This window comes from Mesorhizobium sp. M7A.F.Ca.US.005.03.1.1, from assembly GCF_003997975.1.
Classification (GTDB): Bacteria; Pseudomonadota; Alphaproteobacteria; order Rhizobiales; family Rhizobiaceae; genus Mesorhizobium; species Mesorhizobium ciceri.
The window spans coordinates 1-25,530 of sequence record NZ_RZRO01000039.1 but is presented as its reverse complement, the minus strand read 5'-3'; the positions used below and the strand labels follow the sequence as shown (position 1 = coordinate 25,530).

At 62.9% G+C, this 25,530-nt stretch carries 29 protein-coding genes; 13 read left to right on the top strand and 16 right to left on the bottom strand.

Annotated elements, in window-relative coordinates:
• Position 1: 1 nt before the first annotated feature.
• Together clpS and EN990_RS17535 are read right to left on the bottom strand one after the other, a co-directional pair.
• Positions 2–331, bottom strand: a complete 330-nt coding sequence (clpS, locus tag EN990_RS17540; RefSeq protein ID WP_023812950.1) for an ATP-dependent Clp protease adapter ClpS — start codon at positions 329–331, stop codon at positions 2–4.
• Positions 332–627: 296 nt separating this feature from the next.
• The gene (locus tag EN990_RS17535; RefSeq protein WP_013531776.1) at positions 628–957 is read right to left on the bottom strand and encodes a phasin family protein; all 330 of its coding nucleotides are present in this window, start codon (positions 955–957) and stop codon (positions 628–630) included.
• A gap of 285 nt (positions 958–1,242) precedes the next feature.
• Here EN990_RS17535 and EN990_RS17530 point away from each other — a divergent pair, with 285 nt between their 5' ends.
• The gene (locus tag EN990_RS17530; protein WP_013531777.1) at positions 1,243–2,652 is read left to right on the top strand and encodes a D-alanyl-D-alanine carboxypeptidase; all 1,410 of its coding nucleotides are present in this window, start codon (positions 1,243–1,245) and stop codon (positions 2,650–2,652) included.
• 46 nt (positions 2,653–2,698) lie between these two features.
• Here the strand turns inward: EN990_RS17530 and EN990_RS17525 are convergent, their stop codons facing one another.
• The 4 genes from EN990_RS17525 to EN990_RS17510 all read right to left on the bottom strand — a co-directional run bounded on the left by EN990_RS17525 (position 2,699) and on the right by EN990_RS17510 (position 6,130).
• A complete protein-coding gene (locus EN990_RS17525) occupies positions 2,699–3,397 on the bottom strand; it encodes a DnaJ domain-containing protein (protein WP_127388340.1) in 699 nt (232 codons plus the stop codon).
• Entirely contained in the window at positions 3,397–4,128 is a 732-nt protein-coding gene (locus tag EN990_RS17520) for a hypothetical protein (RefSeq protein ID WP_027161546.1), read from the bottom strand. Before EN990_RS17520 ends, EN990_RS17525 begins: the two co-directional genes overlap by 1 nt.
• 84 nt (positions 4,129–4,212) lie before the next feature.
• Entirely contained in the window at positions 4,213–4,650 is a 438-nt protein-coding gene (locus tag EN990_RS17515; protein WP_013531780.1) for a DUF1489 family protein, read from the bottom strand.
• 76 nt (positions 4,651–4,726) lie between these two features.
• Entirely contained in the window at positions 4,727–6,130 is a 1,404-nt protein-coding gene (locus EN990_RS17510; RefSeq protein WP_013531781.1) for an L-serine ammonia-lyase, read from the bottom strand.
• Positions 6,131–6,308: 178 nt separating this feature from the next.
• Between EN990_RS17510 and EN990_RS17505 the strand changes: the two genes are divergently transcribed.
• Entirely contained in the window at positions 6,309–7,022 is a 714-nt protein-coding gene (locus EN990_RS17505; protein WP_013531782.1) for a DUF599 domain-containing protein, read from the top strand.
• On the opposite strand, the gene EN990_RS17500 is transcribed toward EN990_RS17505, so the two are convergent.
• The 7 genes from EN990_RS17500 to EN990_RS17470 form a co-directional block, all read right to left on the bottom strand.
• A complete protein-coding gene (locus EN990_RS17500) occupies positions 7,001–7,792 on the bottom strand; it encodes a YdcF family protein (RefSeq protein WP_127385486.1) in 792 nt (263 codons plus the stop codon). The genes EN990_RS17505 and EN990_RS17500 overlap by 22 nt on opposite strands.
• A 7-nt stretch (positions 7,793–7,799) precedes the next feature.
• Positions 7,800–8,330, bottom strand: a complete 531-nt coding sequence (locus tag EN990_RS17495) for a hypothetical protein (RefSeq protein ID WP_127385485.1) — start codon at positions 8,328–8,330, stop codon at positions 7,800–7,802.
• Position 8,331: 1 nt separating this feature from the next.
• Positions 8,332–9,897 (bottom strand): amidase family protein, encoded by a 1,566-nt coding sequence (locus EN990_RS17490; RefSeq protein ID WP_127388339.1) that lies wholly within the window; start codon positions 9,895–9,897, stop codon positions 8,332–8,334.
• Positions 9,897–10,352, bottom strand: a complete 456-nt coding sequence (locus EN990_RS17485; RefSeq protein WP_013531786.1) for a GNAT family N-acetyltransferase — start codon at positions 10,350–10,352, stop codon at positions 9,897–9,899. Before EN990_RS17485 ends, EN990_RS17490 begins: the two co-directional genes overlap by 1 nt.
• An 8-nt stretch (positions 10,353–10,360) precedes the next feature.
• Complete coding sequence (gatC, locus tag EN990_RS17480) at positions 10,361–10,648, bottom strand: Asp-tRNA(Asn)/Glu-tRNA(Gln) amidotransferase subunit GatC (RefSeq protein ID WP_013531787.1); 288 nt, start codon at positions 10,646–10,648, stop codon at positions 10,361–10,363.
• 130 nt (positions 10,649–10,778) lie between these two features.
• A complete protein-coding gene (locus EN990_RS17475; protein ID WP_082827391.1) occupies positions 10,779–11,195 on the bottom strand; it encodes a hypothetical protein in 417 nt (138 codons plus the stop codon).
• Positions 11,196–11,219: 24 nt separating this feature from the next.
• Positions 11,220–11,927, bottom strand: a complete 708-nt coding sequence (locus EN990_RS17470; RefSeq protein WP_013531789.1) for a metal-dependent hydrolase — start codon at positions 11,925–11,927, stop codon at positions 11,220–11,222.
• Between the two features lie 122 nt (positions 11,928–12,049).
• Between EN990_RS17470 and ruvX the strand changes: the two genes are divergently transcribed.
• Positions 12,050–12,556 carry a Holliday junction resolvase RuvX gene (gene ruvX, locus EN990_RS17465; RefSeq protein WP_013531790.1) on the top strand — a complete coding sequence of 169 codons (507 nt, stop codon included), beginning with the start codon at positions 12,050–12,052 and terminating at the stop codon, positions 12,554–12,556.
• Here the strand turns inward: ruvX and EN990_RS17460 are convergent.
• The 3 genes from EN990_RS17460 to EN990_RS17450 form a co-directional block, all read right to left on the bottom strand.
• Positions 12,474–12,815: a DUF6105 family protein gene (locus EN990_RS17460; protein WP_013531791.1), complete on the bottom strand. Its 342-nt coding sequence runs from the start codon at positions 12,813–12,815 to the stop codon at positions 12,474–12,476. The two genes, ruvX and EN990_RS17460, sit on opposite strands and share 83 nt — an antisense overlap.
• Entirely contained in the window at positions 12,815–13,384 is a 570-nt protein-coding gene (locus EN990_RS17455) for a hypothetical protein (RefSeq protein WP_013531792.1), read from the bottom strand. The genes EN990_RS17460 and EN990_RS17455 overlap by 1 nt, the downstream gene beginning before the upstream one ends.
• Positions 13,385–13,578: 194 nt before the next feature.
• Entirely contained in the window at positions 13,579–15,207 is a 1,629-nt protein-coding gene (locus EN990_RS17450) for a DNA alkylation response protein (RefSeq protein WP_127369565.1), read from the bottom strand.
• A 193-nt stretch (positions 15,208–15,400) separates the two neighbouring features.
• On the opposite strand from EN990_RS17450, the gene EN990_RS17445 reads away from it, so the two are divergent.
• The 10 genes from EN990_RS17445 (at position 15,401) to ugpC (ending at position 25,403) form a co-directional block, all read left to right on the top strand.
• Positions 15,401–16,360, top strand: a complete 960-nt coding sequence (locus tag EN990_RS17445; protein WP_013531794.1) for an aspartate carbamoyltransferase catalytic subunit — start codon at positions 15,401–15,403, stop codon at positions 16,358–16,360.
• Complete coding sequence (locus EN990_RS17440) at positions 16,357–17,643, top strand: dihydroorotase (RefSeq protein WP_127369566.1); 1,287 nt, start codon at positions 16,357–16,359, stop codon at positions 17,641–17,643. The genes EN990_RS17445 and EN990_RS17440 overlap by 4 nt, the downstream gene beginning before the upstream one ends.
• A gap of 60 nt (positions 17,644–17,703) precedes the next feature.
• Positions 17,704–18,291, top strand: coding sequence for a glycerol-3-phosphate 1-O-acyltransferase PlsY (gene plsY / locus EN990_RS17435; RefSeq protein WP_013531796.1), 588 nt, complete (start codon positions 17,704–17,706; stop codon positions 18,289–18,291).
• A complete protein-coding gene (dprA, locus tag EN990_RS17430; RefSeq protein ID WP_127385888.1) occupies positions 18,288–19,427 on the top strand; it encodes a DNA-processing protein DprA in 1,140 nt (379 codons plus the stop codon). The genes plsY and dprA overlap by 4 nt, the downstream gene beginning before the upstream one ends.
• 145 nt (positions 19,428–19,572) lie before the next feature.
• A complete protein-coding gene (locus tag EN990_RS17425) occupies positions 19,573–20,457 on the top strand; it encodes a dihydrodipicolinate synthase family protein (RefSeq protein WP_127370137.1) in 885 nt (294 codons plus the stop codon).
• 23 nt (positions 20,458–20,480) lie between these two features.
• Entirely contained in the window at positions 20,481–21,140 is a 660-nt protein-coding gene (locus EN990_RS17420) for a GntR family transcriptional regulator (protein ID WP_064995846.1), read from the top strand.
• Between the two features lie 62 nt (positions 21,141–21,202).
• Positions 21,203–22,540, top strand: coding sequence for a sugar ABC transporter substrate-binding protein (locus EN990_RS17415; RefSeq protein WP_027161536.1), 1,338 nt, complete (start codon positions 21,203–21,205; stop codon positions 22,538–22,540).
• The gene (locus tag EN990_RS17410; RefSeq protein WP_127370202.1) at positions 22,540–23,478 is read left to right on the top strand and encodes a sugar ABC transporter permease; all 939 of its coding nucleotides are present in this window, start codon (positions 22,540–22,542) and stop codon (positions 23,476–23,478) included. Before EN990_RS17415 ends, EN990_RS17410 begins: the two co-directional genes overlap by 1 nt.
• On the top strand, positions 23,479–24,300 hold the full coding sequence (locus EN990_RS17405; RefSeq protein WP_127385629.1) for a carbohydrate ABC transporter permease: 822 nt from the start codon (positions 23,479–23,481) through the stop codon (positions 24,298–24,300).
• A 41-nt stretch (positions 24,301–24,341) separates the two neighbouring features.
• Positions 24,342–25,403, top strand: coding sequence for a sn-glycerol-3-phosphate ABC transporter ATP-binding protein UgpC (gene ugpC, locus EN990_RS17400; RefSeq protein ID WP_127369499.1), 1,062 nt, complete (start codon positions 24,342–24,344; stop codon positions 25,401–25,403).
• The last annotated feature ends 127 nt before the right edge of the window (positions 25,404–25,530 follow it).

The window sequence follows — 25,530 nt, the reverse complement described above, 5'->3', positions numbered from 1 at the left end:
CTCACTTCTTCTCCATCACGCATTGCAGCGGATGCTGATTCTGTCGGGCGAAATCCATGACCTGGGACACTTTGGTCTCGGCCACCTCGAATGTATAGACCCCGCACTCGCCCACTCCATGATTGTGAACATGAAGCATGATGCGTGTGGCGGCTTCGCGATCCTTCTGGAAAAAACGCTCCAGCACGTGAACCACGAACTCCATCGGAGTGTAGTCGTCGTTGAGGATGAGGACCCGATAAAGGCTGGGCTTCTTGGTCTTGGTTTTGGTGCGCGTGATAACGGCCGTCCCACGGCCGGCCCCATTGCCGTTACCGTCGCCGTCTTGCATTCGCACCACGCGTCTCGTGGCAGTCAAACCGATCGTCACGTATTCCTGCCTCTTTCGATTCCCCATGCGAGTTCGACATGTAGGTGTTCGATGTACGATTTTAAGCCCTTCTGGTTAGCTGACAATATGGCTAGGTCACCAAACTTGGACGATTTTCGCAATCGTGAAGGGGCGCGAGGCTCTGGAACGGAAATTGACACGAAAAAGCCCGGCCACGTTTCCACGGCCGGGCTTTTTCTCGGGTCAAAAGGCTGAATCTGGGTCACGTCAGGCGAAATCAGTTCGCCCGGGCGAAATTACTTCGCCTTGGCAACGATCGATTCGAATGGCTTGTAGGCTTCCTTGGCGAGTTCGGCATAGAGATCGCCAATCTTGGTGGCCTCGGCGACGAAAGCCTCATAGGACTGCTTGGCATAGTCCGACTGGATCTCGATGGCCTTTTCCAGCGACTTGGCTGAAAACAGCTTCTCCACAGTGGCGCTGCCGGTTTCAAAACTCTTCTTGGTGTATTCACCAGCCTCGGTGGCAATCGCCTGTGCGCCCTTGGAGAGCGACGCGAAGCTCTTCAATCCGGTGTCGGCGAACTCTTTGCCGTATTTGCTGAAGTCCTCATAGGTCTGGGTCATTTCACGATTCCCTTGACGGTTGAGGCGTCCTTCTTCGGGGCGCCCTTGTGCAATGCAAGATAATATATTGTGCGCCGCACAAAAGTCAAGATTTCGCGGGCTTGCGGACCCGCCTGCGCAGCCAATGGCTAAAAATCGAATAAAGAGAGCTTCAAGCACGAAGAAAATGGTGAACGCGGCGGTTACCATAAACGGATTGGTAACGCTGCGCCGGTAGCTTGGCCGGAAGCGAGGCAGGACCCTTTGCCGCCTCCAACGCAACGAAGAAATCCAAGGGAAGTACCAGTGCGTAAGGCGTTGTTGGGCATCGTTTCCAAATCCACCTCCCCTCTCAAAACGATGATGATCATCGCCTTGGCGATGACATTCGTTTTTGGAGACGTTGCCTCGTCGCTGGCGGCCAAGCAGGCGGCCATCGTCGTGGATGCCAAGACTGGCAAGGTGCTTTACTCCGCAGATGCCAACGGCAGGCGCTATCCAGCTTCGCTGACCAAGATGATGACGCTGTACCTGACCTTCGAAGCGATGGCGAAGGGCAAGATCAGCAGGAATACGCCAGTGGTGTTTTCCGCCAAGGCCTCAGCCGAGGCGCCGACGAAACTTGGCGTGAAGCCGGGCGGTTCGGTCACGGTCGAGACCGCGATCCTGTCGATCGTCACCAAGTCGGCGAACGACTCGGCCACCGCGCTCGGCGAAATGCTCGGCGGCAATGAAACCACTTTTGCCCGCATGATGACCGCCAAGGCGCGTGCGCTGGGCATGAACGGCACCGTGTTCCGCAACGCCAATGGCCTGCCAGACCCTGGCCAGTTCACCACCGCGCGCGATATGGCGACGCTCGGCATCGCGCTGCGCGAGCATTTTCCGCAATATTACGGCTATTTCTCGCAGCGCTCCTTCCTCTACGGGCGTCAGCGCATCAACGGTCACAATCGCCTGCTCGGACGCATCAAGGGTGTCGACGGCATCAAGACGGGCTACACCCGCGCCTCCGGCTTCAACCTCGTCTCGTCGGTTTCCGACGGCAATCGCCGCATCGTCGGCGTGGTCATGGGCGGCAGTTCCGGCCGCAGCCGCGACAATCAGATGGCCAGCTTGATCAACACCTATCTGCCGAGGGCATCGACTCGCGGCGGTGGCGATCTGGTGGCCAAGGCCGGCGGCAACAACCCGGTCACCGCCCTCGCCCAGGTTCTCCTGCCCAAGCATGACGCTCCGACGCCCGATGACAAGCCTGTTGTGGCGCAGGACGACGCCACCGTCGCCGAGGACGCCACGGTCGCGGAAGACGATACCCCGCAGGCCGAAGAAGCAGCCCCCGTCGTCAAGACCAGAAAGGTCAAGACCGTCATCGTTTCAGCTCCCCAGGTCGCGACGGCCCAGGTCGTCGCTGCCTATGCCGAGCCAACGCCAGCGGCCGTCGACCCGGTCAACACGGCGTCGGTGCCGTCAGGCTGGGCCATTCAGGTCGCCTCGTCGCCAAAGCAGTCCGAGGCACAGGCCTTCCTCGACAAGACCACCAAGCAGGCGCCCAAGGTGCTGGCCGACGCCTCCGGCTTCACCGTCGCCTTCGACAAGGACGGCGTCACCTACTATCGCGCCCGCTTCGGCGGCTTCGGTTCGAAGACCGCCGCCTGGAAGGCCTGCACCGCTTTGAAGAAGAAGAACATCGAGTGCTACGCCGTCCAGCAGTAGGACGGCGTGGAAATCATCTCCCGGAAAAATTCTGCGTCGAAGGAGACTAGTTGTGATTGGAGAGCAAGACGTCCTTGGCTTCGTTAATCCGCGCCGCCAGGAAAGACGTGCCGCCGACATCGGGGTGCAGGCGCTGCATCAGGCGGCGGTGCGCCTGGCGGACATCCGCCGCGGCGGCCCCCGCTTCAAGACCAAGGACCTTGTAGGCCTCCTCCTTAGTCATGGCGCCCGGACCTGGCGCAACACCCAGCCCTTCGCCACCGTTCGTCTCAGTGTTTTTGCGCCAGACGGGAAATCTGCCGTCAAGATACGTCTCTAGCAACTGCCGGCTCTCCGGATCACCGGAGAGTTCGCGGTAGAGGTGCTGCAATTCCACCAGCCCCATCGCGCCAAGCATCTTGCCTTCGTGGCGGCCAGCCAGGACCAGTCCTTCGAGGCCGCCGGTATCGTGATCGAGCTCCATTTCCAATGCCGCTGTGCGCACCGTCGATCGTTTGCCCGGTGCAAGCCCCGCCGGCTGGCGTTTCATTCGCATGGAACCATACCAGGCAATTGCCGCGGTGAGGATCATGCCGCCGATGCCTTCACGGCCGACCACCAGCACGGCGACGCCGACAACTGCCAGAAGAGCCGGCCCGAGCGTTCGCAGCGTGCCCGCCAGTTTCGCTGGCTCGGCACGCAGAAAGATCGTCACCGCGCCAAGCAGCAGCAAAAGCAACGCTACAAAAGCGATGATTGCGCCCATTATTTTCCGCCGCCCCGCAGATGCTCGATCATCAGCCGGTCTTCCGGCCTGCCTCTGGCTTCGAGCGCCTTCAACCCGCCGGTCGCGAACACGGCGACAGCCGAAAGCAGTCCGGCCAGGGTCGCGGCAGCCCGCCGATCAAACCGGAACCAGGCCCCCTTGGACAGCCGCGCAACCTCTTTGAACGCCTTTTCCGCGCTGGAATCATGGCCTTCCTGAAAGACGAAGACAGGAACGCCATGAAGGCCGAGGCTGCCGGCCTTTTCGGCCAGATCGTCGATATCCTCTTCCATCGCATCGCCGATATAGACCAGCGCATTGACCTTAGCGGTTGCCGTCTGTTTCAACGCATGCGCCAGCACCTTGCCGATCTGGGTATGACCGCTGCGGCACTCGATCCGCGTCATCAGCTGCTTCAAGGCATTGGTGTCGCTCACGAAAGCGGACGAACGGCACTCGCCAAGACCGCGAAAATAAACCAGTTGCACGCTGAGGGTTCCTGCCTTGCCGACGGCGTCGAACATCTGGCCCTGCAGCGTGCAGGCCAGATCCCATGTCGGCTGGCGGCTCATCGTCGCGTCGAGAGCAAGGATCAGCCTGCCCGAACCGGTCGCCGATGCGGCAAGTGTCCTCGCCTGGCGAATGAAGGCGTCGATCTCGCCGGCGTTGGATTGGGGCTTGATCGGCGCAGGATTGGTCCTCGCTGGCACAGGTTGCTTCTTATCGCTCATAAAAAACAAGATGTGGCGTTGCCACATCGCTTGCAAGCCCCACATCGGGCGGCACAAAGGGCCAGACGGTGATGCCACCTGGGGTCAGAGCAGGCCGAGGTCGGCAAGCTCGCGCCTGAGTTTCGGCGGCATCTCGATCAGTCCGGCCTTGCCCTTGCCCAGATCGAGCGGCGCGTCGGCCGGCTTCAGATAGCGCCAGCCCTGAAAGGCCCGGCGCGGCTGCCAGTCGGTTCGAACAACCTCGGGGTCGAGAATCAGGTGGCAGCGGCCGATGCCTTCACTATCGGTGAACGGCCGGATCTCGGTGATCAGTTGGCGGCACTGCACATTGCCTTTGATCACCCAATAGAGCGAACCGCCATCGGTGACCTCGGCGCCGCGCGTCGGCATCATGCGCGTGGTGTGATATTGCTCGACCGGCTCACCGGCGCGCCGCCGCTCGTCGAGGCGGAAGGCGATCCACTCCTCGAGATCTTCGACGCTGTCGCAGCCGACACAGAGTTTTATGAGATTGAGAGACATCGCTTAAGGTTAGTCCCGCATGCGGACGCGTCAACGACCGGATCGACTTCTCCACAGTGGCAGTTTAGGCCAGCCTTCAGCATTCCACGACGTTGACGGCGAGCCCACCCAGGCTGGTTTCCTTGTACTTCTCGTTCATGTCGAGGCCGGTCTGGCGCATGGTCTCGATCGCTGCATCGAGAGGTACGAAATGGGTGCCGTCGCCCTTGATGGCCAGTGACGCTGCCGTCACCGCCTTGACCGCGCCCAGCGCATTGCGCTCGATGCACGGCACCTGCACCAGCCCGCCAACCGGATCGCAGGTCATGCCGAGATGGTGTTCGAGCGCGATCTCGGCGGCATTCTCGACCTGCTCGGGCGTACCGCCCATGACGGCGCACAGGCCGGCCGCCGCCATTGCCGATGCCGACCCGACCTCGCCCTGACAGCCGACCTCGGCGCCGGAGATCGAAGCATTGGTCTTGATGATGCCGCCGACGGCAGCAGCCGTCAGCAGGAAATCACGAATGCTCGGCTGGTCCGCCTCGGGATGGAAATGCAGCCAGTAGCGCAGCACCGCCGGCAGCGTGCCGGCCGCACCGTTGGTCGGCGCTGTGACGACCCGGCCGCCAGCGGCGTTTTCCTCGTTCACCGCCATGGCGTAGATCGACAGCCAGTCATTGGCGAGCAAGGGATTGGGCTTGTTCTGCTGCCATTGCTCCTGCAGCTTGTCATGCAGCATGCGGGCACGGCGGCGCACCTTCAACCCGCCCGGCATGATGCCGTCCTGCGACAGGCCACGGTCGATACAGCCTTTCATGGCGCTCCAGATGCCGTCGAGGCCGGCGTCGAGCGCCTCGCGCGTCATCTGCGTCTCCTCGTTGACGCGTTTCATGTCGGCGATGGAAAGGCCGCTTTTGCCGGCCATGGCCAGCATCTCGACCGCATTCTTGAACGGATAAGGCACTTTCTTGCCTTCCGTCGTCACCGATCCCTTGGCCTTCATCCGCTGCAGTTCCTCTTCGGAAACCACGAAGCCGCCGCCGATCGAATAATAGATGCGCTTGAGCAGCAGGCGGCCGCCGGAATCATAGGCGTAGAACGCCATGCCGTTGGCGTGGCCGGTGAGCGGCGTCTTGCGGTCCAGCACCAGATCGGTGGCCGGATCGAAGCGATAGGTGGGATGGCCGGGCGGCGAAATACGCTTTTCGGCGGCGATGCGGCTGGCAATGCCATCGGCCTGGTCGGGATCGACCGTCTGCGGCGTCAGACCGGCAAGGCCGAGCATGACGGCGCGGTCACTGCCGTGGCCGATGCCGGTATAGGCGAGTGACCCGTGCAGGCTGGCGCCAAGGCGGTCGACCTTCACACCCGCCGGGCGCGGCCAGTCATTTCCCGCGACCTCGTCGAGAAACCGCGCCGCGGCGGTCATCGGTCCCATCGTGTGCGAACTCGAGGGTCCTATGCCGATCTTGAACAGGTCGAAAACCGAAAGGAACACGCGGCGTTGTCTCCTGGAGTCAGGTCGAGGACTACATATAGGAATTCCCACGATGTTTCCGCTCTTTTGGAAATCGCGGCGCTGCACCCGCCGACCTTGTTTGCTCCGGCAGCGACATTGGCACGATCGCTGTATGCGGACATCGAAGCGATCGCGCTGAATGTGATAAATTCAGGCCATGGGCGATTCCCTCGATCTTTCGACAGCCGATCTCGCGGCGCTGGCCTTCTTCCTCGTCGCGTGGCTGCTGCACACGTTTGCCTCCGACGGCAAGCTTGTCAGCCGGGTGTCGCTGACGACGGCGATGAATGCACAGCGGCAAGCCTGGATGCGGACCATGGCCGAGCGCGAGATCCGCATCGTCGACACCGCCATCATGAGCGGGCTGCAGCAAGGCACCGCCTTCTTCGCCTCCAGCTCGCTGATCGCGATCGGCGGCTGCTTTGCCCTGCTCGGCGCGTCCGACCGGGTTCTTGAAGTGCTCAGCGACCTGCCTCTGGGTGGCGCGCCGTCGCGCGCGGCCTTCCAGATAAAGGTGTTTGGGCTGGTGCTGATCCTGGCGTTTTCGTTCTTCAAATTCGGCTGGGCGTACCGGCTGTTCAATTATTGCACGATCCTGATCGGCGCCGTACCGATCCCGCATGGCGAAGCCTCGCGCAATCCGGTCACCGAAACGGCGGTGTGGCGTGCGGCGCAAATGAACATGCTGGCCGGAAAGCACTTCAACTCCGGCCTGCGCGGCGTGTTCTTCTCGATCGGTTATCTCGGCTGGTTCGTCGACCCCATGGTGTTCGTGTTGTCGACGCTGTTGCTGCTGGCGGTGCTGGTGCGGCGCCAGTTCTTCTCGGCGGCCAGGCAGGCGGTGATCGGTCAGCCACCCGGAAAAGGCTGATCGATCCGGCCTGACAGCCAGTAGGCAAAAAGCCCGATCCATTCCCGGATGGCCATGGTGGTGGCCTGCAGCGAATCGGCTGGATTGTCGCGGAACAGGCCGACGCCTTCTCGTCCCGAGGTGCGATAGTCGACCGGCCATGGAACGGTTGCAAAGCCGGCCTTGTCGAACAGCGCCTTGGCGCGCGGCATATGGAAGGCCGAGGTCACCAGCAGCCAGGTCTCGCCGGGCTTCGGCGTTACCAACTCCTTGGTGAAGACCGCGTTCTCATAGGTGTTGCGGGACTTGTTCTCCAGGATCATCCGGTCGGCGGCCACGCCAAGCGCGGTGAGCAGGCGCGGCGCGGTTGCGGCATCGCCCTCGCCATCGAGAAACAACGCGCCGGTGCCGCCGGAGACGACCACCTTGGCGGTGGGAAAGCGCCGGGCGAGAATCGCGGTCTCGACCATCCGATCGCCGCTGCTGTTCAGCTCATAGCCGCCGCGCGCCAGATTGATGGCGCCCTCGAAGCCGCCGCCGAGCACGACGATGCCGTCGACCTTTTCCGGCAGCGGCGGGCGCGCGAAACGCTCTTCCAGCGGATTGAGCATCATGGCGCCGAGCGACGTCCATGCTGACAGTGCAAGGATCAAAAATGCCAGCACGCTGCCGGCGGCCGCCAACCGTCGGCGCCCGATCGTGACCGCGAGCAGTCCCGCCAACAGCAGGAAGATCGCCAGGTTGAGCGGCTGGATGAAGAACCAGAAGATCTTGGAAAGATAGAAGAACATTGGCTGCCTATCGTCGGCTCGAATTCTCACGACCGGTGAAATGCTCGACGGCACTTGTCACAGCCTCGGCCTCGGGCCGGCTCAACTCCCTGCCGAAAACAAGGACGCCGTTGGTGTTGGTCAACCTGATGACTTCCGACAGCCCCGCTTCATCCGTTGGATAGGTATGGTCGAGGATTTCGGCCTCAAGGTGCCCTTTCAAAGGCAATGAGGAACGATTTCGCACAAAACCCCTGACGTCGCGCACGGCTGCCACGTCGGTTAGCCGCAGGGTTTCCTTGCCGAACACCAGCCACATGAAATCCTTGCCGAGGAAGTAGGTGAAGAGGGCAATGATCGCAGTGAACGACAGCAGTCCGAGAGTGCCGCTGGCGACGTTTGCGGGCGACGTGTCGGTCAATCCCATGTAGCCGGTGTAGGCAACGATCGCGGCCCCAACCAGGACGAAGCCCATCCTGAAATCCGAGATGCGCGGTGGGTTGGTTATCAGCAGTTCGTCTTCCGTCTCGACGATGGAAATGCGAGACGGGGGCGGCATGCTACCACCATTTCTCCGGCTGGAATGTGCCGGCGGCCTGCTCGATGACGGCGGCGGTCTGGAACAGGGTTTCCTCGTCAAACGGCCGGCCGATCAACTGAAGCCCGAGCGGCAAACCCTTGGCGTCGAGCCCGGCGGGCACAGCGATGCCCGGCAGGCCGGCCATGTTCACCGTGACGGTGAAGATGTCGTTCAGGTACATCTTGACCGGATCGGCAGCCATGTCCTCGTCGGCGATGCCGAAGGCGGCGGATGGCGTTGCCGGGGTCAGGATGACATCGACGCCGGCGGCGAAGACAGTCTCGAAATCCCGCTTGATCAGATTGCGCACCTTCTGCGCCTGCAGATAGTAGGCGTCGTAATAGCCGGCCGACAGCACATAGGTGCCGATCATGATACGGCGCTTGACCTCACGGCCGAAACCGGCGGCACGGGTCTTCTCATACATGTCGACGATATCCTTGCCCGGCACGCGCAAGCCGTAGCGGACGCCATCGTAGCGGGCGAGATTGGACGAAGCCTCGGCGGGCGCCACGATGTAATAGGCGGGCAGCGCGTATTTCGTATGCGGCAGGGAAATATCGACGATCTCGGCGCCGGCGTCCTTCAGCCAGGCAATGCCCTTCTGCCACAGCGCTTCGATCTCTTCGGGCATGCCCTCGACGCGGTACTCCCTGGGAATGCCGACCTTCATGCCCTTGATCGGCTTGCCGATCGCGGCCTCATAGTCCGGTACCGGCATGTCGACCGACGTCGTGTCCTTCGGATCGACGGAGGCCATCGACTTCAGCAGGATCGCGGCATCGCGCACGTCACGAGCGATCGGGCCGGCCTGGTCGAGCGACGAGGCGAAGGCGACGATGCCCCAGCGCGAGCAGCGGCCATAGGTCGGCTTCATGCCGACCGTGCCGGTGAAGGCGGCCGGCTGGCGGATCGAGCCGCCAGTATCCGTCGCGGTCGCGCCGGCACACAGGAAGGCCGACACTGCGGTTGCCGAACCGCCGGAAGAACCGCCCGGCACCAGCTGCGCATTGTCCAGGCTGCGCGCGGTCCTGGTGCCGCCGGCCGAGACGAAGCCGCCATCACCCTGATGCATCGTCGGCATCACCACCGTGTCTAGGCGCGAGCGCCGCCACGGATTGATGACCGGGCCATAGTAGGACGTCTCGTTGGACGAGCCCATGGCGAACTCGTCCATGTTGAGTTTACCGAGCATGATGGCGCCGTCGGCCCACAGATTTGACGTAACGGTCGATTCGTAGCGCGGCTTGAACCCGTCCAGCACATGACTGCAGGCCTGCGTATGGACGCCTTCGGTGCCGAACAGGTCCTTGATTCCGAGCGGGATGCCTTCCAGCGCACCGCCCTCGCCCTTGACCAGCCTTGCGTCGGACGCCTTGGCCATGTCGCGCGCCTTGTCGCCTGTCACCGCGACATAGGCATTGAGCGCGGGATTGGCGCGATCGATGGCCGAGAGATAGGCCTCGGTGATCTCGGTCGCGGTGATTTCCTTGCCGTGCAGCTTGCCGCGGGCCTGTGAAATCGTCAGCTGGGTCAGGTCGCTCATCAAAGGCTCTTTTCGTAAAACACCGACCACTCGGAATCGGGATAATCCAGCACCGGGCCGCAACGCGAAAACCCGGCGCGTTCGTAGACGGTCCACGCCGCGGGGTGACGGTCGCCCGTCTCCAGCACCAGGCGCTTCAGCCCCTCGTTGCGCGCCAGCGCCTCGACCTGCTCGACGATTTTCGCGCCGATCTTCTGCCCGCGATGCGAGGGCCGCGTGTACATGCGCTTGACCTCGCCGACAGCGCCGTCATGGCGTTTCAGCGCACCGCAGCCAATGGCCATGCCGTTGTCGCGGGCGATGAAGACAGTCGTGTCCTCACCAGCCATCTGCTCGACCGTCAGATGATAGCAATGCTCCGGCGGCGTCAGTTCGAGCAAGGTCTGGTTGAGTTCCTCGACCAGGCCGCGCACGTCGTCCTGCAGTGGCGTTTCAATGGCGATGTCGATTGCCATCGTCCGGTTTACTCCACGACCTTCGGCACGAGGAAGAAATTCTCTTCGGTCGCCGGCGCGTTGGCGACGATGTCAGCTGCCTTGCCGCCGTCAGTAACAACGTCCTGACGCTTCTTCATGTCCATCGGCGTCACCGAGGTCATCGGTTCGATGCCGGAAACATCGACCTCATTCAGCTGTTCGACGAAGCCCAGAATGGCGTTCAGCTCGCCGGTCATCCGTTCGGCATCTTCCTCGCTCACTGCAATGCGGGCGAGATGCGCGACGCGCTTCACTGTCTGAAGATCTACGGACATGTTTTTGCCTCGGGGAAAACCAGTTCGGGCTATAGCGGCGCCGCGCGCGCTGCGCAACATGCATCGTGCGAGAGACCAGGCTGCGGCGGCGGCCTAGTCTTCGGCCATCGATCCACGCACAGGATGATGTCTACGGCAGGGCAACGCCCTCGCACAAATAGTAGCTGCCGCTGTTGCCGCTTGCTTCGCTTTCGTCGTTGACGGGCCGGACCGACACGAGATCGATCTGCTTCTCATTCATTTGCGTCACCGAGAGGACATCTGGGAAGACATAGCCCGGTTCCTGGCAGATGGCCGTCACCGCCCAACTCGGCGAAGCGGTCGCCTTGCTGACCTGCAGAAACTCGCAATTGTATTCCACGCTCTGCAGGCCGTGCGCCGAAAGCACGATGTTGCCGGCGTCGATCAGCGTTTGCAGCGTGTCCTTTTTGGCCTGCGTGCAAAGCTCTTCGGACTGAAGATAGACGCCTTCGATGAAATCATCCGCGGCGAGCGCGGGCGACGCCGCGACAAACATCGAAACGCAAAGAGATCGCCCCAATACCATGGATTTATTCCACTTTAGCTGTTTCTAGATCGTAATCGTCTCACCGATTTTCGGCAACGCCAGCCTTACACCGGATCCTTCCAGGCCGGCCTCGAACTTATCGGCGGTCGGGTCGATCATCGGAAACGTGCCGAAGTGGCAGGGAACCACGGTGTCGAATTTGAAGAAGCGCCGGCAGGCAAGTGCCGCCACCGCGCCGCCCATGGTGAAGCGGTCGCCGATCGGCACCAGGCCTATCTTCGGCTCATGCAACTCGTTGATCAGCGCCATGTCGGAGAAGATGTCGGTGTCGCCCATGTGATAGAGCGTTTTGTCTTCCGGGAAATGCAGGACGAGGCCGCCCGGATTGCCGAGATAGGTGTTCTGGCCGCCCTCGCCCGGGAACGAGGATGAGTGCAGCGCCTGGACAAAAGTGGTGGTGAAGCTGCCGCAATCGACGGTGCCGCCGATGTTGCCGGGATTGATCTTCTTGTCGCTGACGCCCTTGCCGACCAGATACATGCAGATCTCGAAATTGGCGACGAGCTGGGCGCCGCTTTTGCCGAGCACCTCCACCGCGCCGCTGATGTGGTCGCTGTGGCCATGCGTCAGCAGCACATGCGTGACACCCTCAGCCGGGCCCTCCCAGCCACCCGTCCATGACGGATTGCCTATCAGATAGGGGTCGATGAGGATCTTGGCATCAGCGGTATCGATCCGAAAGGCCGAGTGGCCGTACCAGGTCAGTTTCATGAATGCATTCCTCGATTTTTGACTTGCCAAAGGATAGAACGCCAGTGGCCCCGAGATCAAAGGGTTACTTGTCCGCCACGCGTTTGACAAAACACCTGGTGGTGAAAGGCGAAGGACGGCCGGTGGGCATTATCACGATCGAAGAATTGCCGGCGCGGTTAGCCGGCGGTAAGACGCTGGCGGGGCTTGACCTCGGCGACAAGACGATCGGCGTCGCGGTCTCGGACCAGAGGTTTTCCTTCGCCCATCCGCGTCCGGTCATCATGCGAAGGAAATTTTCGCTCGATGCGGCGGTGCTGCTCGCCTTGCTACAAAAGGAGAATGCCGGCGCCGTGGTGATTGGGCTGCCGATCAACATGGACGGCTCGGAAGGTCCGCGTGCGCAGAAATCGCGCGCCTTCGTCCGTAACATGGCACAAATGAGCGACCTGCCCTTCGTGCTCTGGGATGAAAGGCTATCGACGGTCGCGGCCGAAAGGACGCTGATCGAGATGGATTTCTCGCGCCGCAAGCGCGCCGGTAAGATCGATTCGGCGGCAGCCGCGTTTATTCTGCAGGGAGTTTTGGACCGGCTTCAGTCGCTCCACGCATCCGCTCGAACGGAACCGGACCCGCCCAGCGCTGTCTGACCCAGCCGGCGATTTCGCGGCGACGGCGGAATGCCCAAAGCGCCATCAGCAGCAACCCGTCGAAGACGCACGTCTTCGCCACCATGCCGGGGATGATCGCCGGATCGATGCCGAGCATCTGACCGTAGAGCTGGAAGAAGAAGTCGTGCATCTGGCGGCTGAGCATCGCGTAGCCGAAATTGATGTCATTGGCCGACAGATAGAACCAGCCCCAGAAAATCGCCATCGGCGCCGCCCAGAATCCGAAGATGTAGCGCATCAGCGGCCTCCCCTGGGATTGGAGCCGGTTTTGGACACCGTTCGGCCTGATATGAGTGAAAGCAGCGAATTGTGGGCTGCGGCTTTTGCCATGCCGTGCGCGACGGCATGGATCTCGCCTTCGCCCGAAGCCGCTGCCGCAACCACGGACCGCCGTTCGGCAAGCATGGCGACATAGGATGCCAGAAGTGCTGCCAGCTGCACGGCAACAGCCATGAACAGCCCGTTTATGCCTTGCGCAGCACCCCCGATGACGATCAGCGACAACACGCCGGACGCGCAGATGAAGGCGATGCGGGCAACGCTGTCGGCGTCCGGGCTGGTCGCGTCGTTGACCAGGGCTTCGACAAAGGCCCAGAAAAACAGAACCGCGACGACCAGCAATGCGGTGGCAAGCGGCGCCACGACAACGAAATTGTCGAGGTTGACGAAGCGGGTACCCTCGATTGTGGCACCGATCACGCCGAGCGCCGCCGCCACACCACGGTTTCCGTCGATGCAGATGAGCGCAAGCAGGGCGAAAACAATCGTCCAGTGCAAGGTCAGAAAAGAGGTCAGTACCTGTCGCATCGGTGTTCCTGCTTCGCAAAGCAGGAGACGGCCAATCTGAACCATTGCCTGCTTGCGCCGGGACAGTGGGCCTTGCCGCTCGCCATCGCAACGGAAACCATTTGTTAAGGTTAACGGAAATTAGCCATATGCGAGAGGATACGGACCAACGCCTCAAAACTGTGGATGGCGCCGGTTTTTGCGATGCTCGCGGCTCAGTTCACCGGCGGATAGAGCGTGTCGATGATCATGCGTGCATCGTGGCGCGAATCGATCATGCCATAGGTGTTGCGCCATTGGCCGGCCAATCGCGTCTCGACGAAAGCGTCGGCGATCCGCCCTGCCCCCAGACGGCGCAATTCTGCCGCCGCAGCCGACAGAGCCAGCTGCTCGGTGAGCAGCCGAGCCGAACCTTCGTCGGTTGTAGCGACCTGCATCGCCGCCTTCAGCACGCCGATCGTGCCGCGTCCGCCGGCGCCGAGATCGCGGTCGATGCCGGCCAGCACATCCTCGAACAGGCCGGGCGCACGGCCAAGCACGCGCAGCACGTCGAGCGCCATGACATTGCCCGAGCCCTCCCAGATCGCGTTGACCGGGGCCTCGCGATAATAGCGGGCGAGCGGCGCCTCCTCGACATAGCCATTGCCGCCGAGGCACTCCATCGCCTCATAGAGCAAAGGCGGCGCGATCTTGCAGACCCAGTATTTGACGACCGGCGTCATGGCGCGGGCAAACGCCGCTTCACCGCGGTCGCTGGCCGCCTCGTCGAAGGACCGCGCCAGCCGGAACGACAGTGCGGTGGCGGCGGCGACATCGAGTGCCATGTCGGCCAGCACGCGCTGCATCAACGGCTGCTCGATCAGGGTCGAACCGAACACCTGACGATGGCGGGCATGATGAACGGCCTCGGCGAGGCCCGCGCGCATGATCGCCGACGAGGCGATGGCACAATCGAGCCGGGTGAGCGTCACCATGTCCATGATCGTCTTCACACCGGCACCGGGTTCGCCGACCATCTCGCCGATGGCATTGACGAATTCGACTTCGGAGGATGCGTTGGAACGGTTGCCGAGCTTGTCCTTCAGCCGCTGGAAGCGGAAGCCGTTGCCCGAGCCGTCACCGAGAACGCGCGGTACGAGGAAGCACGACAGCCCCTCCGGCGCCTGCGCCAGCACCAGGAAGGCATCCGACATCGGCGCCGACATGAACCATTTGTGCCCGGTCAGACGATAAAAACCGCTGCCGGCGCGTTCCGCCCTCGTCACATTGGCGCGCACATCGGTGCCGCCCTGTTTCTCGGTCATGCCCATGCCGAGCGTCAGCCCGGTTTTCTCGACCGGCGGCTTTTGGCTCTGGTCATATTTGCGCGTCGTCACGCGCGGCGCCCATTCACGAAACAGTTTCGGGCTGGCCATCAAGGCCGCTAGCGAAGCGTTGGTCATGGTGATGGGGCACAGATGCCCGGTCTCGAGCTCCGCCGTCAGATAAAACCGGGCGGCACGGACCTGATGGCGGCGGCCGATCTCGGTGTCGCCGTTTTCCCACACCGAGGAATGCAGCCCATTGGCCACGGAGCGGCGCATCAAGGCGTGATAGGCGGGATGGAACTCGACCACGTCGATGCGCCGTCCTTGGCGATCATGCGTCCTCAGCTTCGGCGTCTCGACATTGGCGAGGCGCGCCAGTTCCTGCGCCTCCTGCGTCAGCACGAAACGGCCGAGACCGTCGAGTTCCCGGCGCACCGGATCGGAAAAACGCTCCGCGAGCTGGATCAGCAACGGATCGCCCCGCCAGGCGTTGCCGCCCGTCAGCGGCGGCGGCTGGTTCGTCACGTCGTCGGTCACGCCCAATCCTTCTATCGTCAGAAAGCCACGAATCCGAGGCTGTCGGCTAGATATAGCCAAGCCATGCAGCGCGCGCGATGAAAATACCGGCCGATACAATCGGCCGTCTACACGAAAAAAATGAGGAGAACGGCTCCAATGCAAAGCTGGCGCTTGCAGCCGCAAAGTCTCCACCCTATAGCAGCCCCTTGAGATGACCGACGCTTCGTCCCCCTATCCTCATCGCCATCTTCTGGGCATCCGCGACCTTTCCCCTGCCGACATCGAGCTGTTGCTCGACAGGGCGGACCGGGCGGTCGCGATCTCGCGGCAGTCCGAGAAGAAAACCTCGACGCTGCGCGGCCGCACACAGATCAACCTGTTCTATGAAGCCTCGACGCGCACGCAGTCGTCGTTCGAACTGGCCGGAAAGCGGCTTGGCGCCGATGTCATGAACATGTCGGTGGCAAGCTCTTCGGTGAAGAAGGGCGAAACGCTCATCGACACGGCGATGACGCTGAATGCCATGCGGCCCGACATACTGATCATCCGCCACCAGTCGGCCGGTGCGGCCGCGCTTCTCGCGCAGAAGGTCGGCTGCTCCGTCGTCAATGCCGGCGACGGCGCGCATGAGCACCCGACACAGGCGCTGCTCGACGCGCTGACCATCCGCCGCGCCAAAGGCCCGCTGTCGAAGCTGATCGTGGCGATCTGCGGCGACATCCTGCATTCGCGCGTGGCGCGCTCCAACATCATGCTGCTCAACGCGCTCGGCGCGCAGGTGCGCGTCGTTGCGCCGTCGACGCTGCTGCCCACTGGCATCGAGAAGATGGGCGTCATCGTCACCCGTTCGATGGCCGAAGGCCTCAAGGACGCCGATGTGGTGATGATGCTGCGCCTGCAGCGCGAGCGCATGGAAGGCGCCTTCGTGCCTTCGGTGCGCGAGTATTTCCGCTATTTCGGCCTCGATGCGGAAAAACTGAAGGCGGCCAAAGACGACGCGTTGGTGATGCACCCCGGACCGATGAACCGTGGCGTCGAGATCGCTTCGGAAATCGCCGACGGCCCGCAAAGCGTCATCCAGGAACAGGTCGAAATGGGCGTTGCTGTGCGCATGGCGGTCATGGAAGCGCTGCTCGATCCCCGTCGCAACCAAGAGGGCCGCGGCGCATGAGCATAACGGTCTTTGAGCGCGCCCGCATCGTCGACCCCTCGCGCGGCATCGACGAGATCGGCGCCGTCATCGTCGATGGCCGCAAGATCGTTGCCGCCGGCAAGGCAGCGCTCAACCAGGGCGCGCCCGAGGGCGCCACCATAATCGACTGCGCCGGCAAGGCGATCATTCCAGGCCTGGTCGATGGCCGCGTCTTCATCGGCGAACCGGGCGGCGAGCATCGCGAAACCATTGCGTCGGCGAGTGTCGCGGCGGCGGCTGGCGCCGTCACCTCCATCGTCATGATGCCCGATACCGACCCAGTGATCGACAATGTGGCGCTGGTCGAGTTCGTGCTGCGCACCGCGAAAGACACGGCTATCGTCAACGTCTTTCCGGCAGCGGCGATCACCAAGGGCCTCGACGGGCGCGAGATGACCGAGTTCGGCCTGCTGCGCGAAGCCGGCGCGGTCGCCTTCACCGATGGCCGCCACACCATATCGAGTGCGCTGGTGATGCGCCGCGCGCTGACCTATGCGCGCGACTTCGGCGCCACCATCGTGCATGAGACGCAGGATGCGGACCTCGGTTCATCCGGCGTGATGAATGAAGGCCTCTACGCCAGCTGGCTCGGCCTTTCCGGCATTCCGCGCGAGGCCGAATCCATCCCGCTGGAACGCGACCTTGCGCTGGCGCGGCTGACGCGCGGTTCGTACCATGCGGCGAAGATCTCGACGGCGATGGCGGCAAACGCTGTAACGCGTGCCAAGGCCGACGGGGCGACGGTGACGTCGGGCGTGGCGATCCACAATCTGTCGCTCAATGAAAACGATGTCGGCGAATACCGCACCTTCTTTCGCCTGACGCCGCCATTGCGTGCCGAGGAAGACCGGCTGGCGATGATCGAGGCGGTCAGGGACGGTACGATCGACGTCATCGTCTCCTCGCACGATCCGCAGGATGTCGACACCAAGCGCCTGCCCTTCGCCGATGCGGCGGCCGGCGCCATCGGGTTGGAGACGCTGCTGGGCGCGGCCTTGCGGCTCTACCACAATGGCGACGTGCCGTTGCTGAGGCTGATCGAGACCCTGTCCACGGCCCCGGCAAAACTGTTCGGACTGCCCGGTGGCACGCTGAAGCCCGGCGCTGTCGCCGATCTTGCGCTTGTCGACCTCGACGAACCCTGGATCGTCAGCGAAAGCGGCATTCGTTCGCGCTCAAAAAACACCTGTTTCGAAGGTGCGCGCCTGCAAGGCAAGGTCTTGCAAACTCTGGTTGCGGGCCGCACAGTGCTCTCCGTCTGAGCCGGACAACCCGCGCACCGCGCCTGATCCGGCCAAACTGGGGGAAATGCGGGGGAAACAATGACTTACAGCCTCATCCCATCGCTTGTGTTCGGCTATCTCCTGGGCTCGATTCCGTTCGGGCTTCTGCTCACCCGCGCGGCCGGCCTTGGCGATGTGCGCCAGATCGGCTCGGGCAACATCGGCGCCACCAATGTTCTGCGCACCGGCAACAAGGGCCTAGCCGCGGCGACGCTGTTGCTCGACGTGCTGAAGGGCACGGCCGCCGTGCTGATTGCTGGCTATTTCGCGCCTGACCTGGCGATCTGGGCCGGTCTCGGCGCCTTTCTCGGTCATCTCTTCCCGGTATGGCTGGGCTTCAAGGGCGGCAAGGGCGTCGCCACCTATCTCGGCGTGCTGATCGGCCTTGCCTGGCAGGTAGCGCTGATCTTCGCCGTCGTCTGGCTGGTGATGGCATTCCTCTTCCGTTATTCCTCGCTTGCGGCGCTGACGGCGGCGGTCATCGTGCCGATCGCCCTCTATGTCCTGAGCACGCCGCAAATTGCCGGATTGTTCGTGGTGATGAGCGTCATCGTTTTCATCAAGCACCGGGAAAACATTTCGCGCCTGCTTGCCGGCACCGAGGGCAAGATCGGAGCCAAGGGATGAGCGAGCCGACCGCCGGGCCGCGCCTCAGCGACCGGCAGCGGCTGAGCTGGCTACGACTGATCCGCACCCAGAATGTCGGCCCTGCCTCCTTTCGCGACCTGATCAACCGCTTCGGCTCAGCCGAAGCGGCGCTTGAAATACTGCCGGAACTGATGATTTCGGGCGGCGCCATCCGGATCGCCCGCATCCCGTCCGTTGCCGAGGCCGAGGCCGAACTGGAAACAGCTGGAAAGGCCGGCGCCCGCTTTGTCGGCATCGGTGAAGCAGACTACCCACCCCTCTTGCGCAACATGGATCATCCGCCGCCCCTGCTGGCGGTAAAGGGCAACGCAGCTGTTTTCCGGCTGCCGGGTGTCGCCATAGTCGGGGCACGCAACGCGTCGCTGGCCGGCATCAAGATGGCGCGCATGCTGGCAGCCGACCTCGGCCGCGACGGCTACGCAATCGTCTCCGGCCTGGCGCGCGGCATCGACACAGCGGCGCATCAGGGCAGTCTTGCGACCGGCACGATCGGCGTGCTGGCCGGCGGCCTCGACCAGCCTTATCCGCCTGAAAATGCAGGCCTGTGCGAAGAGATTGCCGAGCGTGGCGCCATCATTTCGGAGATGCCGTTCGGCTGGCAGCCGCGCGCTCAGGATTTTCCGCGCCGCAACCGCCTTGTCGCGGGTGCGGTCCTTGGGCTGGTGGTGGTCGAGGCAGCGCAACGCTCTGGGTCCCTGATCAGCGCCAGGCTTGCCGGCGAAATGGGCCGACTGGTCTTCGCTGTACCGGGCTCACCGCTCGATCCACGCGCCGCCGGCGCCAACGGCCTGCTCAAGGAGGGCGCCACCCTGGTCACCGAGGCATCGGATATTTCCAGGGCAATCGCGCCGCTGACCGGCATGCGAGCGCCCGACGTGCCGCCGTTCGAAGAGCCGCCCGACTTCTTGGCCGCACCACCGCCCGGCGAAAGCGACCGCGCCCGCGTCATCGAGGCGCTCGGCCCGACGCCAGTGCCGGTCGACGAGATCATCCGCCATACCCGCCTGCACCCGGCCCAAGTGTTCATGGTGCTGCTGGAACTCGACCTCGCCGGCCGGCTCGAGCGCCATGCGGGAGGACATGTTTCGCTGGTGTTTGGGGATTCTTCTGTCTGACCGACACCTCCGGTGTGACGCTGTTCGCTTCCCAGCAAGAAGATTCGCCCACGTCATCCGGGGGCAGAAAAAACGCAGCAACCAGATTTACAACTGACATGTTAGTGAGATATCACTGCCTCCGAACCTCTTTCGGAGACTTCCGGTGACATCACGCTTTGGCCTTTCGGCCGCCCTTGCCACGCCTTTTGACGCCTCCGGGCAGATCGCCACCGCCCTCATGGTCGCCCAGGCCAAGCGTTGCCTGGCGGAGGGGTGCACCAGTGTTACGCTTTTTGGCACCACCGGCGAAGGCGCATCGGTTGGCACCGGGGAGCGGCGGTCGGTGACCGAAGCCATGCTGGCCGCCGGCATCCTGCCGCATCAGCTTGTTGCCGGCGTGCTGGTCGATGCGGCCGAAGACGCCGCTGAGCAGGCCCGGCATGCCTTGCAGCGCGGCGCCCGCAACATTCTGCTGGCGCCGCCGAGCTACTTCAAGAATGTCGGCGACGATGGTCTTTTCGGCTGGTTTTCCACTGTCTTTGCCGTGCTCGGTCCCCTCGCCCGTGGCGTTCTGCTCTACAACATCCCGTCGGTCACCATGGTGCAGCTCTCGCTTGACCTGATCGGCCGATTGCGTACGGCTTTTCCGGATGTCCTTGCGGGGGTCAAGGATTCCGGCGGGGATTGGGATTACAGCGAGGCGCTGCTCGGCGCCCATGGCGATCTGGTGATCTTGATCGGTGACGAGCGGCATCTGGCACGAGCCGTGCGAATTGGCGCTCAAGGCGCAATCTCTGGCATGGCCAATTTCGTTACCAGCGAAATCCGGGCCATGGCCGAGGACGGACGCGACGACACACGCGTCGAGCGTTTCGTGCTCGAATTGCTCAAACACCCGGTAACGCCGGCGGTGAAGGTCATGGTGGCGCGCAAGACCAGCGACGACCGCTGGCTGGCGGTCCGTCCGCCGCTGGAGCCGATCGGTTCGCAGGGGCGACAACAGCTGGCTGACGCCTATCATGGGCTGTTTGCCAGGGAATCAGCCTGACCAGCAAAGGGATACGCGCTGAAATGGAAGACGGCAGCGAGCCGACCACGCTTAGGGAAAAAGCCTATGCCAGCTTCACGCGGCATTTGCTGGCCCGCGATCTGCTGCCGGGCCAGTTCGTATCGCAGCGCGAACTGGTCGCCTTCACCGGTCTGCCGCTCGGCGCCATTCGCGAAATCGTGCCGCGTCTCGAGGCCGAAGGGCTTCTGACGACGATCCCGCAGCGCGGCATGCAGATCGCCCATATCGACATCAGCCTGATCCGCGAGGCTTTTCAGTTCCGCCTGTTCATGGAGCGCGAAGCGGTGGCGCTGTTCACCGCCAGCGCTTCCGATGACGAACTTGCCCGCCTGCGGCGCGAACACGAGGAGATGCTGGCTCAAGCCCTTTCGCAGGCGCCGACGCCGGAAATGGAAGCCAGGGCGCAGAGCATCGACTGGGCGATGCACGACACTTTCATCGATGCGCTGGGCAACGAGATCATCGCCAAGGCCTATCTGGTCAACTCGGTGAAGATCCGGCTGATCCATCAGGAGCGCTTCCGCATCGACGGGCGCGTCGTGCCGGTCATGCGTGAGCACCTTGCGGTCATCGAAGCCATGGAAAGCCGCGACCCGCAGAAGGCGGTCGAGGCGATCAGCCTGCACATCGACAAGGCGCGCCGGCTGGCGCTGCAAATCTGAGGAAGCATGAGCCGCGTCGCGGTCGCGACGCATTCGACAACGACAGCAACCGGGAGGAAGAAATGTCGTCCAATCTGTTCAACCCAACCAGGAGGCAACTCCTCCAGGGAACCGCGGCACTTGCCGCCGCCGGCCTTGTGGGTGTTCGCCCAGGCTTTGCCGCGGCCGTCGACTGGAAGCGCTTTGCCGGCACGACGCTTGACGTCAATCTGGTGAAAAGCCCGCGCAGCGACACCCTGATAAAATATCTCGCCGAGTTCGAGGAGTTGACCGGGATCAAGGTCAATGCCGAGGCAACGCCTGAGCAGCAGCAGCGCCAGAAGACGGTGATCGAATTGAGCTCCGGCAAGCCGAGCTTCGACGTCGTGCATCTGAGCTACCATGTGCAGAAGCGGCAGTTCGAAAAAGGCGGCTGGCTTGCCGACATATCAGGCTATCTCGCCGACCCCACCCTTACCGATCCGGGTCTGGTCGAAAACGATTTCGCCGACGCCGGCATGCTGTTCGCCAAGGACGGTCAGGGCGTGCTGCGCTCGCTGCCCTTCTCGGTCGACTACTGGATCGTTTACTGGAACAAGGAGTTGTTCGAGGCCAAGGGCCTCAAATATCCCGAAACCTTCGAGCAGCTGGTGGCCGCGGCCGAGGCGCTGACCGACCCGTCGACCAATACTTACGGTTTCGTCGCCCGCGGCATCAAGAACGCCAACACGCCGGTGTGGACATCGCTCATGCTCGGCTACGACATGACGCCACTCGACGCTCAGGGCAAGCTGCGCACGACGTCGCCCGAGGCGATCGAGGCCGCCGGCCTCTACCAGCGGCTGATGACCAAATCCGCGCCTCCAGGCGTCACTGGCTTCAACTGGGCCGAAGCGCAGTCCGCCTTCCTGCAAGGCAAGATCGGCATGTGGTTCGATGGCGTCGGCTTTGCCCCGCCGATGGAAAATCCGGAAAAATCGCGGGTGGTCGGCAAGGTCGGCTATGGCGTCATGCCCAAGGGTCCCAAGGCGCACGCGGCTGGCACCTTCGGCGACGGTATCGGCGTGACGGCCACCAGCGAGAAGAAGGAGGCCGCCTATCTGTTCTGCCAGTGGGCAGTGTCGCCGGTCATGGGCGCGCGCCTGCTGCAGGCAGGCGCCGGCGTACCGTTCCGCAAATCGGTGCTCGAAGATCCAAAGGTGCGCGAAGGTGTCACCATGCCGGCAAGCTGGCTCGATGCGGTGGTCGGCTCCGGCAATGTCAGCCGGCTATCGCTGCCGGTCATCATCCCGGTCACAGAGTTCCGCGACATCTACGGCGTGGCGCTGACCAATTTGATCGCCGGCGCTGATCCCGCCGAGGAGTTGAAGAAGGCTACCGACCAATTCCAGCCGGTCCTCGACAGGAGCGAGCAAGGCTGATGTCCGCCACCACCCCAGAACGCACCGGGGTGACGACGCAAGCCATCGAAGGGAGCCAGACGATCCGGCTGGCTCCCAACTACTGGCCTTTCGTCGTTCCGGCGCTCGTCGTCGTCGGCGCCGTGATCGTCTTTCCCTGGGCTTTCACGCTGTGGATGAGCGTCAACCGCTGGACGCTCGGCCAGTCGCGAAGCTTTGCCGGGATGGAGAATTATCTGCGGCTGGCGTACGACCAACGCTTCTGGGAATCGCTTCTCCATACTTTGAGCTACACCTTCCTTTCGGTTGCCGCGCCGATGTTGCTCGGCACCATCGCCGCCCTGATCTTCGACGCCAGGTTTCCGCTGCGTGGCCTGCTGCGCGGCGTCTTCGTGATGCCTATGATGGCAACGCCGGTCGCCGTGGCGCTGGTCTGGACGATGATGTTCCACCCCCAGCTCGGCGTCCTCAACTATCTTCTGTCGCTGGTCGGCATTCCGGCGCAGGAATGGATCTTCAACGCCAACACGGTCATCCCGTCGCTGGTTGCGGTCGAGACCTGGCAGTGGACGCCGCTGGTGATGCTGATCGTGCTCGGCGGCCTGGCGTCCGTGCCGCGCGAGCCGTTCGAAAGCGCCGAAATCGACGGCGCCAATGCCTGGCAGCAATTCCGCTATCTCACCTTGCCGATGATCGCGCCGTTCCTGATGATCGCGGTGATCATCCGCACCATCGACGCACTGAAGAGTTTCGACATCATCTACGCGATGACCCAGGGCGGGCCGGGCACGGCCTCGGAGACCATCAACATCTATCTCTACAACACCGCCTTTTCCTACTACGACATCGGCTATGGCTCGGCCATGGCCGTGGTGTTCTTCATCGTCATCGTCGCCCTGTCCTTCATCCTCCTGATGTTGCGCCAGCGCTCGAAGTGGATCGGCGTGGAGGGCAAATAGATGACTTCACGACTGCTCAACCGGATCGGGCTGTTCTTCGCGGCCCTGGTCTTCGTCTCGCCGGCGATCCTGTTCTTCCTCTGGATGATCTCGCTGTCGCTGAAATTCGAGATCGACAACGGCGCCTATCCGCCGATCCTGATCCCCGAACATCTCGCCTGGTCGAACTATGCAAAAGTGTTCGAGGAGAACAATTTCCTGCTCTATCTCTGGAATTCGGTTCTGGTGACCGGCACGGCGACGCTTTTGGCGCTGCTGATCGGCGTGCCGGCCGGCTATGGCATCGCGCGGCTCAAGGCCGAGCGATCGGCGGTGGTCATCATGATCGCCCGCATGACGCCGGGGCTTTCCTATCTCATCCCGCTGTTCCTGCTGTTCCAATGGGTCGGCATTCTCGGCACGCTGTGGCCGCAGATCATCATCCATCTGGTGGTGACCGTGCCGATCGTCGTCTGGGTGATGATCGGCTATTTCGAGACCACCCCGATGGAACTGGAAGAGGCCGCCAACATCGACGGCGCCAGTTCCTGGCAGGTGTTCCGGCTGGTCGCCTTGCCCATCGCCAAGCCGGGCATAGTGGTCGCTTTTATCCTGTCCGTCATCTTCTCATGGAACAATTTCGTCTTCGGCGTGGTGCTCGCCAGCCGTGAGACGCGCACGCTGCCGGTCGCCGTCTACAACATGCTCTCCTACGAGCAAGTGAGCTGGGGGCCGCTCGCCGCCGCGGCCCTGGTGGTGACACTGCCGGTACTGGTCCTGACCATGTTCGCACAAAGGCAGATCGTCGCCGGACTGACCGCGGGCGCCGTCAAGGGCGGCTGAAGGCACGCTACGGCATCGCACTCTTTTTCGAGGAAAACCCAATGGCATCGGTCACAATCAACAACGTGCAAAAGGCTTTCGGAACGGCCAGGATTATCCACGATGTCAGCGTCGATATCGCTGACGGCGAGTTCGTCATCCTGGTCGGCCCGTCGGGCTGCGGGAAGTCGACGCTGCTGCGCATGATTGCCGGACTTGAAACGATCTCGGGCGGCAGGATCGCCATTGGCGATCGCACCGTCAACAATCTGCGGGCGCGCGACCGCAACATCGCCATGGTGTTCCAGAACTACGCGCTCTATCCGCACATGACGGTGGCCGACAATATGGGCTTTGCCCTCAAGATCAAGAAAGCCGATCCGGCCGACACCGCAAGCCGCGTCGGCAGGGCCGCCAGCATCCTGGGCCTCGACAAGCTGCTCGACCGCTATCCGCGCCAGCTCTCCGGCGGCCAGCGCCAGCGCGTCGCCATGGGCCGCGCCATCGTGCGCGACCCGCAAGTCTTCCTGTTCGACGAGCCGCTCAGCAATCTCGACGCCAAATTGCGCGTCCAGATGCGCGGCGAGATCAAGGCGTTGCACCAGCGGCTGGGCACCACCACCATTTACGTCACGCATGATCAGATCGAGGCCATGACCATGGCCGACAAGATCGTCGTGCTGCATGACGGCCTTGTCGAGCAGATCGGTGCGCCGCTCGACCTTTATGACCGTCCGGCCAATCTGTTCGTTGCCGGCTTCATTGGCTCGCCGGCCATGAACTTCATTGCCGGCCGCGTCGAGGAAGGCGTTTTCCGCAGCACCGGCGGGCTGACCCTGCCGCTGCCGGAAGGCATCAACCTGGCAAAAATTCCCGTGGGTGAACTCATCTACGGCATCCGTCCCGAACATATCCGAGCAACGATTTCCCAGGGTATTGCCGGCACGATCGTGCTTCTGGAAGCCACGGGTTCGGAAATCTTCGCCAGGGTCGACTGCGCCGGCGAGGAAATCTCCTGCCTATTCCGGGAGCGGCTTGCGCTGAAGCAAGGCGCGCAGATGCGCATCGAGATCGACCGCGCCTGTGCTCATCTGTTCGACGCCAAGACCGGTCGGCGATTCTAGCGCAAAGGTCTGATATCCCGGCGCAAAGGTCTCAAGCCACGGTTCGCTCTTGCCACTCGCATCGCTTGGCAGCAATCTCGGATCAAAGAGCCGCTCATCGGGTGGATGTCGGCGTCCCGGGGTTTTG